The sequence below is a fragment of the Methylomonas sp. genome (assembly GCF_023228165.1).
GTDB lineage: Bacteria > Pseudomonadota > Gammaproteobacteria > Methylococcales > Methylomonadaceae > Methylomonas.
Map to the genome: position 1 here is coordinate 18,577 of NZ_JALOBS010000049.1, position 9,560 is coordinate 28,136.

At 52.8% G+C, this 9,560-nt stretch carries 7 protein-coding genes and 1 pseudogene; 3 read left to right on the forward strand and 5 right to left on the reverse strand.

The annotated features are described in order from the left end of the window. Positions 1–60: 60 nt before the first annotated feature. The 3 genes from M0R33_RS22700 to M0R33_RS22710 form a co-directional block, all read right to left on the reverse strand. Entirely contained in the window at positions 61–1,038 is a 978-nt protein-coding gene (locus M0R33_RS22700) for a FecR family protein (RefSeq protein ID WP_292574254.1), read from the reverse strand. Between the two features lie 63 nt (positions 1,039–1,101). Next, a complete protein-coding gene (locus M0R33_RS22705) occupies positions 1,102–1,614 on the reverse strand; it encodes a sigma-70 family RNA polymerase sigma factor (protein ID WP_292574255.1) in 513 nt (170 codons plus the stop codon). A 678-nt stretch (positions 1,615–2,292) separates the two neighbouring features. Further along, positions 2,293–3,153 carry a hypothetical protein gene (locus tag M0R33_RS22710; RefSeq protein WP_292574256.1) on the reverse strand — a complete coding sequence of 287 codons (861 nt, stop codon included), beginning with the start codon at positions 3,151–3,153 and terminating at the stop codon, positions 2,293–2,295. A gap of 355 nt (positions 3,154–3,508) precedes the next feature. On the opposite strand from M0R33_RS22710, the gene ppsA reads away from it, so the two are divergent. The 3 genes from ppsA (at position 3,509) to M0R33_RS22725 (ending at position 7,799) form a co-directional block, all read left to right on the forward strand. Then, entirely contained in the window at positions 3,509–5,902 is a 2,394-nt protein-coding gene (gene ppsA, locus M0R33_RS22715) for a phosphoenolpyruvate synthase (RefSeq protein ID WP_292574257.1), read from the forward strand. Between the two features lie 256 nt (positions 5,903–6,158). Further along, a complete protein-coding gene (locus tag M0R33_RS22720; protein WP_292574258.1) occupies positions 6,159–6,932 on the forward strand; it encodes a transglutaminase family protein in 774 nt (257 codons plus the stop codon). Positions 6,933–6,938: 6 nt separating this feature from the next. Continuing rightward, positions 6,939–7,799, forward strand: coding sequence for a transglutaminase family protein (locus tag M0R33_RS22725; protein ID WP_292574259.1), 861 nt, complete (start codon positions 6,939–6,941; stop codon positions 7,797–7,799). Between the two features lie 4 nt (positions 7,800–7,803). Here the strand turns inward: M0R33_RS22725 and M0R33_RS22730 are convergent, their stop codons facing one another. Further along, positions 7,804–9,006 carry a cation:proton antiporter gene (locus M0R33_RS22730; protein ID WP_292574260.1) on the reverse strand — a complete coding sequence of 401 codons (1,203 nt, stop codon included), beginning with the start codon at positions 9,004–9,006 and terminating at the stop codon, positions 7,804–7,806. 310 nt (positions 9,007–9,316) lie between these two features. Beyond that, a pseudogene (locus M0R33_RS22735) lies at positions 9,317–9,560 on the reverse strand (transposase); the annotation flags it as partial.

Here is a 9,560-nt window from a genome sequence, read left to right on the forward strand (position 1 = left end):
TAGGCACAGTTGTTATGACGCAGAGCCTGTGCAAAACAGGAGGTGGGAGTTGAAACTATTTTAGCGGTGCAGCAGAATCAGATAATCGCCGATGCGGGTGGTTTTGATCTGTAGAGAGGTTTGCAGGGCGTCTAGCGCGGCCAACGGATCGTCTATGCGGAATACGCCATTGACTCGCCGCTGGGCAATTGCGTCGTCGCTGATTAGCAGATAACCGTGGTGATAACGGTTGAGTTCGGCAATGACTTCACCTAAAGGTTTATCCTGGAAGACTAGCTTGCCGCGTTGCCAGGCGGTGAGCGTTCTGGTGTCGGTGATTTGCGCGGCACCCATGCCGTCATGGGCACCGAAAGTCAGGCTTTGGCCTTCTTCGAGTCGGGTGGTTTGAATACCTTGGTCGAGATTTACCGCGACACTGTGTTCGGTGACCGTCACTTCGGTACGCTCATCCCGCAAGCGGATATTGAAAGCAGTCCCCAAAGCCGTCACGCTGCCTGCGCCGGCCTGAACCTGAAACGGCCGGTTTTTGTCGGGGCTGACTTGAAACAAGGCTTCGCCTTTCAATAGTCTCAGATGGCGTGCATTGGTCTGCATGGAAACAGACAAGGCGCTGTCGCTATTCAGCGTAACGGTCGAGCCGTCGCTTAACTGTATGCGGCGTATCTCGCCGACGCCGGTATGCCAGTCGGCCCGAAACAGCAAACCGAGCGGACTCAACCATAGCAACAGGCAGCACAAGGCTAAGCCTGCCGGCCACGCCGCAAAGCGGGGCAGGGCAAGCGAGTGGTTGCGGCGGGGTTTGTCGGCGCATTGCCGGATTGCCGCCGGCATATCCAGCAAAGGCTTGATTGCATCCAGTTCTCCCCATAATTGGGTGACTTCATCAAAGGCGAGGGTATGCGACGGATCGGTATGCAACCAGCGTTGAAAGGCCTGGCATTGCTGTTGGTCGAGTTCGCCGCTATCCAGACGCACCCACCAGTCGGTTGCTTCTCTTTTGACGGCGGTACTTGGTTGGATGGGTGAGTTTGATTTCATGGAGATAGTTTTGCCATTAAGGTCTGCATTATAAGACGATCAATAACCGCAAAACAGGAACTGTTATTGCTCATCGATTTGTTGCAAGGCCAACAGGGCGTTACGCAGATGCTTTTCCACCATGTTTCGGGAAATGCCCAGACGTTCGGCAATTTCGGTATGGCTGAGTTCATCTATTTTACGCATGATAAAGACGGTACGGCATTTGGGCGGTAATTTGTTTACGATAACCGCCAACTGTTCCAGATGTTCGCGGTTGGCAAGAATACGGTCGGGCTGGGTGTTGTCGGCCTCGGCAACCCAGTCTGGTAGGGTTTCTTCTTGACTGACATATCGATTACGAACGGTATTACGCCGTTCGTAATCGGTGGCAAGATTGGCTGCAATTCGATGTAGTAGTGCCCTAGGGTTTTCGGCTTGCTGCCAAAGTCCACCGCTCAGCATGCGCTGGTAGGTTTCTTGTACAATATCAGCCGCTATATCCATGCAGCCACAACGACGCGTTATCACTCGCCTAAGCTCTTCGTCATAAGTTTTGATTAATTGAGTAATCGCCAGACTGGATGAGTCGTTCATGCGCTAGGTAGATCAAAAATAGAATCTTTCTATTAAGCATGATTAGTGCCATTATCTTGATTGCTTGGTAGTGTTGGGCGAGATCCCCGTCGGCTAGACGCAGGGGGGGACACCGATGGAAAATAACTATGTTATATAACTGATATCCAATTGCGGCATTTCTCATAGGTTGTTCAATCGGTCAGGCTTTGGGTTGAAAAAACAGCGGAAGTTGATTAAAGGCCGACAAAATACCACCAAACCCTTAAAAAGGGTTTGGTGCAAAATTACCCTATAGGTTTGGTCTTGGAAATATAGATATCCAGTCTGTTCGCTTTGGATCGGATAGCTGACGCTGGTTAAATCAGGTCTGCACAGGTGCGGATATGGGGCCAGACGCGTAGCTCGGATGTGCGATAGCATAATCGGAGGAATGTTGACTTCTAACCGTGCGATTACGCAAGCGTTTAGCCCTTTAGGGTAAATCGCACCTGTAATTTGAGTGGCAACATATTTGCCTATTCTTGTCTTTTCAAATTAATCTTGATCGGCTGCTCAGGGTCGCTATGTTGAGCTCAACATAGCGACCCCTACACATAGGGGGCGAAATTTCACTTTGCTGCTCGCATAGCGTATCCTGTTATCCGTTTTTAGTGGTATCCTGCAAGCCGCTCTAAAACGCTTTATCCGGTAAAGACATTACCAAAAAAAGCTGTTGCGGCGCATGACGTAGACGTGGCCGTCCACCGGCATGCGCGGCGAACCTCGATGGCGAATATAGTATTGCCGGCGTCCGGTGCCGTCGATGGAACCCTCGCGCAACTGCACAAATTCGTTACATTGCGGGCCGACGACCAGTTCGCCGGATGACGACTGGCAGACATCGATTTTAACGGTTTTGTCGTCAACCATACTCCAGACCCAGTCGACAATGGCGATATGGCCACCACCCGTCCAGATCAAAAAATCCAGCGGTTTGATGTCCTTGGCATGGTTAATCTTTTTAGGGCAATGCCAATCTGCCCATTGACGCGGCGTAGCACCTTTGTACTTGGTCCATTCCCCGGTGAACATAAGAAACGTTCCGGTAAATCCGATGCAGTCTATGCCGAAAAAGCGATCGTTAATCATAGCCTGAATCGCCGCTTTATCGCTTTTGCCCTTGAAATACAGGTCGTAAACATTACCGGTCTTTAACAGGACTTTTTTGTCGGACGCACCACGCTCACGCCGGCCGCATACCTCGACATTGAGTTTTTTCAACTGTTCCTTGTTGCGGCACATAAAATCCCAAATAGCGATGAATGTCTCGCCCGAGCCCTGTCCTTTTAAGGCCAGGTCGACCGCAATGCCTCCAACCAGGGTATTCATCTGGCTGCCCGTGCCGCCGTCCTTCATCCAGCGCAGTTTGCCTATCAGACTGGAGGCGCTGTCGTTACCGCCGTTCGACTTGGTCTTGCAAAGATATTGTGCCAGCGGAATGGTGCCGGCTTTTGTCGGTAAACCGGGCGATCTAAGGTAGTTGACGAAATGATAGGGTAGGTAATTCGATTCGGCCATGAGAAACCTCCTGAGTTGCGTGGAAAATCGATAATGCCGGGAAAGCAGTGCAAAAAGTCCATTTTCAGTAAACTCATAATGGCATAATCAGGACATGATTACGAACGTTACCGCCGAAGCAACATGGCATGGGCATACAAGACCGAGAGGATTGCCGGGATAAAGATAAGGATGCCGGCAACCCGCATTGTGGCGCTTCGTATCAGAGCCCGATCAATAAAAGCCCTTATGACGATCGGAGTGGGGGGACGATAAACCGGAATATGCAGTGCGATGCTTATAAATCATTACTTGCCCATCCTCTGGCGTATGCTTATGCTAAATTGCAGCATAATAACTAGCCAAGGAGCGCCACATGTCCACGTCCTCTCAATACATCCGCTGGTTTAACGAACTCACCATCAACGATATTCCGCTGGTCGGCGGCAAGAACGCCTCTTTGGGTGAAATGTACCGGCAACTGGCCGGGCAGGGCGTGATAGTGCCGAACGGGTTTGCGATTACCGCCGAGGGGTATCGTTATATGCTGGATCAGGCGAGTGCCTGGAATGACTTACATGCATTTCTGGATGAAGTGGATGAGTCGGATGTCGGCGATCTGGCCCGACGCGCCCAACAAGCCCGCGATCTGGTGTATGCGGCGCCGTTACCCGACGATTTGCAACAGCAAATTCTGGCCGCCTTCGAGCAGTTACAGCAGCAATACGGCGACGATTTGACCGTGGCGGTGCGCAGTTCCGCTACCGCCGAGGATTTGCCGACCGCCAGCTTTGCCGGTCAGCAGGATACTTATCTGAATATTCGCGGCGGCCATGCCTTATTGGATGCCTGCAAACGTTGCTTCGCCAGCCTGTTTACCGATAGGGCCATTCATTACCGGCTGGATCAGGGCTTCGATCATTTCAAAATCGGTTTGTCGATCGGGGTGATGAAAATGGTGCGCTCGGATTTGGCGGCCAGCGGGGTGATGTTTTCGCTGGATACCGAGTCCGGTTTTAAAGATGCAGTGTTTATCACCGGTGCTTACGGCTTGGGGGAAAACGTGGTGCAGGGGGCGGTGGACCCGGATGAGTTTTACGTGCATAAACCCACTTTTGCCCAAGGCTATCGCAGCGTATTAAGGCGCGTATTGGGGGCAAAAAAAATCAAGATGGTGTATAGCGACGGCCGTACCCGCGAGCCGATTCGTAATATCGCCACCTCTAATGAAGAGCGCAGCCGGTTTTGTATCGAAGATGACGATGTGCTGACGCTGGCAGATTATGCGTTAAAAATCGAACAGCATTACGGCCGACCAATGGATATGGAATGGGCCAAGGATGGACTGGACGGCAAGCTGTATATCGTGCAGGCCAGGCCGGAAACCGTGGCTTCGCAACTGGTCGGCCATGTGCTGGAGCAATATCAGTTAAACCAGGCCGGCGAGGTGATCGTCAAGGGTCATGCCACGGGTAGCAAGATTGCCGCCGGCAGCGCGCGGGTGATCGATAATGTCGCCAAGCTAGCTACATTTAAGCCCGGTGAAGTGCTGGTGGCGGACATGACCACGCCGGATTGGGAGCCGGTGATGAAAACCGCCGCCGCCATTGTCACCAATCGCGGTGGACGTACTTGTCATGCGGCGATTATCGCCCGTGAACTGGGAGTGCCGGCGGTGATAGGCTGCGATAATGCGACGGCTTTGCTCGAAACAGGCATGGAGGTTACAGTCTCCTGTGCCGAAGGCGATATGGGTAAAGTGTATCGGGGGCGCTTGGGTTTTTCCGTGCAGCGTACCGATCTGGCGCAGATGCAACGGCCTAAAACCAAAATCATGTTGAATCTGGGGAATCCGGAGCTGGCCTTTAAACATAGTTTTCTGCCGAATGACGGGGTTGGTTTGGCGCGTATGGAGTTCATCATCAGCGAATACATCAAGGCGCATCCGATGGCCCTGATTCATCCGGAAAAAGTCGAAGATGCCGAGGCGTTGCAGCAATTACAAGCTTTGACCCAGGGTTATGACAAGCCCGAAGAGTATTTCATTCAGCGTTTGGCGGAAGGTGTCGGTACCATCGCGGCAGCGTTTTATCCCAAGCCGGTGGTGGTACGGATGTCGGATTTTAAAACCAACGAATATGCCACGCTGTTGGGCGGGCGTTGGTTCGAGCGCGACGAGGCTAACCCGATGATCGGTTTTCGCGGCGCCTCGCGCTATGTACATCCGGCCTATGCCGAGGGCTTTGCTTTGGAATGCGCGGCAATGCTGCGGGTCAGGGAGCGGATGGGGTTAAAAAACATGATTTTGATGATTCCGTTTTGCCGCCGGGTCGAAGAGGCGCAAAAGGTCTTGGCATATATGGCCGCATGCGGCTTGCAACGTGGGGAGGACGGGCTGGAAATCTACGTGATGTGCGAGATTCCGAATAACGTCATTCAGATCGATGCTTTTGCCGAATTGTTCGACGGCTTTTCGATTGGTTCCAACGATCTGACCCAATTGACGTTGGGCGTGGATAGGGATTCGGAAATCGTCGCCAACGATTTCGACGAACGGGATCCCGGTGTCAAGCAAATGATCCGCATGGCTGTGGAAGGATGCAGAAGAAACGGCAAACATTCCGGACTCTGCGGCCAGGCGCCGTCCGATTATCCGGAAATGGCGGAGTATCTGGTGGAAATCGGCATCGACTCTATGAGCTTGAATCCCGATACCGTACTGCAAACCACCCGAAGGATTTTGGATTTGGAGCAACGGTTGGGGCGTTGAGGGGTTTGTGGCGATTCGGCACGCTTGGGGAAGCAAGATTTCTCGGCAAGTGCCGCCGCATTCCCTTACTATTAACCCCTTACCCTACCGTCTCTGTAACGAGCTATCCCGCTGGTCGACATTCGCCTAAAGTCGTGATCGGACCTTGGATTTTTGCAGTATCGTTAACCGGTGGCCGTATTAATGGCCGCCACCATCCGTTGTATACCTTGAATAGGAAGAAATTATAGTGATGTGGCTGCGTACCAGCTGTGAAATGAGTTTTGACGTCAGTGTCTCCACCCCGTTTATCCTGATGTTGCGACCGCGTAACGGCGCCAATCAATGGGTGGCGCGCGAGTCGTATATGATCAAGCCTAATGTGCCGGTGTTCGAGTTTACCGATGATTACGGCAACCTTTGTCAGCGGCTGATTGCAGAGCCGGGTTTGTTCGCTATCCATACCAGTGCCGATATTCATACCAATGAGTATGTCGAGGTCTGCCCGGGTGCGCCCTTTGACGAAGTGCAAAATTTGCCGAACGCGGTATTGACTTATCTGCTGCCGACCCGCTATTGCGAGTCGGATCGCTTTATAGAGCTGGCGCGGGAGTTGGTCGATAACGTGGCGCCAGGCTACGACCAGGTCGCGGCAATCAATCAATGGATACGCCGAAATGTGCGCTTCAATCCGGATTCGCCCTATTTCCAGATGTCGGCAGTGGAAGTCAATCAGGCCAGGGAAGGGGTGTGTCGCGATCTGGCGCATTTGGGAATCGCTTTGTGCAGGGCCTTGTGTATCCCTGCCCGCATGGCGGTCGGTTATTTGCACGGCCTGCGGCCCATGGATTTTCATGCCTGGTTCGAGGCTTATGTCGGTGGTCGCTGGTATAGTTTTGATCCTACTCAGTGGGAGCCGCGCGGCGGCAGAGTGATCGTGGCTTACGGGCATGATGCCGCCGATGTGGCCATCTTTACGCAATTCGGGCCGGCTTTGTCGCCGATACACATGGCCGTGACCGTCGAAGAATTGCAGGGACCGCCGGAGTAGTTTGTAATGCAGCGTTTGCGTATTCAACATGCGACGGAATATCAGTTTTTTAACACCGTCACCCTCAACCAGCATCAATTGTTATTGCGGCCACGCGAAGGACATGATGTGCGTATCGAGACTTCAAAGCTGACTATCAGCCCTGCCTACAGCATCAAGTGGTATCGGGATGTGTTCGATAATTCCGTGGCGGTGTTGGATTTTCTACAGCCGGCCAATAGGCTCAGCATAGTCAGTGAAGTGGTAATTCAGCATTACGAAGCCTCGCCGTTGAATTTTTCGGTGGAAGCTTATGCATTGAATTATCCCTTTGTGTATAAGGAGTCCGAACGCATTGATCTGGCCGCGTATCAACAACCTTTGTTTCAGAACGACCAGCCGGCGGTTATGGCTTGGTTACGGGAGATCGGCCTGCATTCGCGCAGTATGGAAACCTTATGTTTGCAGGAAAAATTGAATCAGGCCATCCACAGTCGATTTCGTTATCAAATGCGCGAAGAAGCCGGCGTGCAATCGCCCGGACAAACCTTGCGCATGGGCAGCGGCTCATGCCGTGACTATGCCACGCTGTTTATAGAAGCCTGTCGCTGTCTGGGATTGGCCAGCCGATTTGTCAGCGGTTATTTGCATGCGCCGGCCACGGAAGCCGGTAACGCCTCGACACACGCTTGGGCCGAAGTCTATTTGCCCGGCAAGGGTTGGCAGGGTTTTGATCCCACCGTAGGCGAGCTTACCGGCAATCGCCATATTGCTGTGGCCGTGGCGCGTAATCCGGAATCCATACCGCCGGTCTCCGGCAGTTTTATAGGTCCTGGGCCGATCTTGCCGGTCATGCTGGTCAATGTACAGGTGAATTTACTGGATTGACGGGCTAGTCGCCCATGTCGCTGGCACGGGTTTGCTCGGTTTGTTTGGCGTCTTCGATGAATTTGTGCGCCAGGATAGGGAACAGCAATACCGAGATCATGCCGGCACTCACCAGGACGGCGGCCCGGTCGGTCGGTAACAGGCCGGACGTGACGCCGATTTCGGAAATGATCACGATCAAGGGCAGGCCGGTTGCGGAATACAGGGCAAACGGCAGTCTGTCCGAAGCTTTCAACAGGCCTTTGTAAAGCAGCACCGGTGCACCGCGCACCAATAACAGCAAACCAAGTAAGGCGATGATTTGCAACGGGACCAAAGGGTCGGCCCATAAGGCGCTGATGTTGAAACGCATGCCGGCCAAAATAAAGAAAAACGGAATCAAAAAGCCGTAGCCGATCGCATCGAGTTTATACCGCAAAATGGCGCCGCCTTCGGTACGGGTGGTTAGGTTGACCACCAGGCCGGCCGCAAAGGCGCCGATCACCACATTGATGCCGAATTGATACGCCAATGCCACCAGTAATGCCTGCGCCGCGATGCAGATTCGCACCGGGAATTGGCCGCCCTGCTTCATGGCTTTAGCAATCAAATCCATCCATTCCGAGGTGCGCACCCGTATTGCCATATCGGCAACTAGAAAGGTAATCCCTACAAAAGCCAGCATGAATAGAGTGTGCCATACCGTGCTATGGGTGGGGATCAGCAAAAATGTTATGACCATCAAGGGGCCGAATTCGCCCATGGCCGCGGCGGATAACAACAGTTTTCCGAAATCGGTATTGATCGTGCCGGCTTGCCGCAATATGGGGGCCACTATTCCTAGTGCAGTGGTCGATATCGCGACCGCCGCTAATACCGGAGGAGCTTGAATCAGGCCGATACTATGAAATATGTTCATGAATACGATGGCTATGGCGAAAGACATTAGCCATCCGCTTATGGACAGCGTCAACGGTTTGCCATGCATTTGATCCAGATCGATTTCCAGGCCCACCATGAACAGCAGAAATGTCAGACCCAATTCGCCCAACAAGGCCACCAGTCCGTCGGTGGACACCAGGTTCAAGATATGCGGGCCAATCAACATGCCCAGTAGAATTTCAGCTACCAGCAGCGGCATGCGGAATCGGGTGGGTATTTGCGTCAGCAAGGGTGCCAACGCTGCCGCAAAGGCGATAAAAAAAAGTTCGCTATGAAGATTTTCCACGGCAGCCTCCGTATTCGTTATTGTTATTAATGGGATCGGGTCCGATGGCGTTTTGGCCGGGACGGTTTACACCGCGCCAACCGGTAAATCAGCTTGCTCAGTCTAGGGGGTGTTCCATTTGGCTGTCAAACCTAATTCCAGCCGAGTTATAGCTCATAATTAGAGTCTGCTCAGCAAATCAGCCTGTGCAATCGACCAACCGTATGGGCAAATTGAAGATGACTCGCAGATATAAAAACATCTGTTCCCCAGCTTGGCTTAAAGCCGGGATAAAACCAGCGAAGCATCCTTTACGCAGGGCAAAAAAGATCCTGGCCAGGATCAGCGGGTTCATGACCAAGAAGATGCTGTTGATCCAGGCGAAAGAGGTGTTCGCCCGCTTGGCACGGATGTAGTTGAGCCGGTAGCCATTCTTGCCCTGGCCGAATTTGCCCTCAATGGGGATACGTCGCCGGTAATCTCGCCGACGCTGTTCCTTGGCCTGTTTCAACTGCTCACGGTTTTCATCGGTCTCTTGTTTCGGGCGGCCCAACGGCTTGCCGGCAAAGTGGATG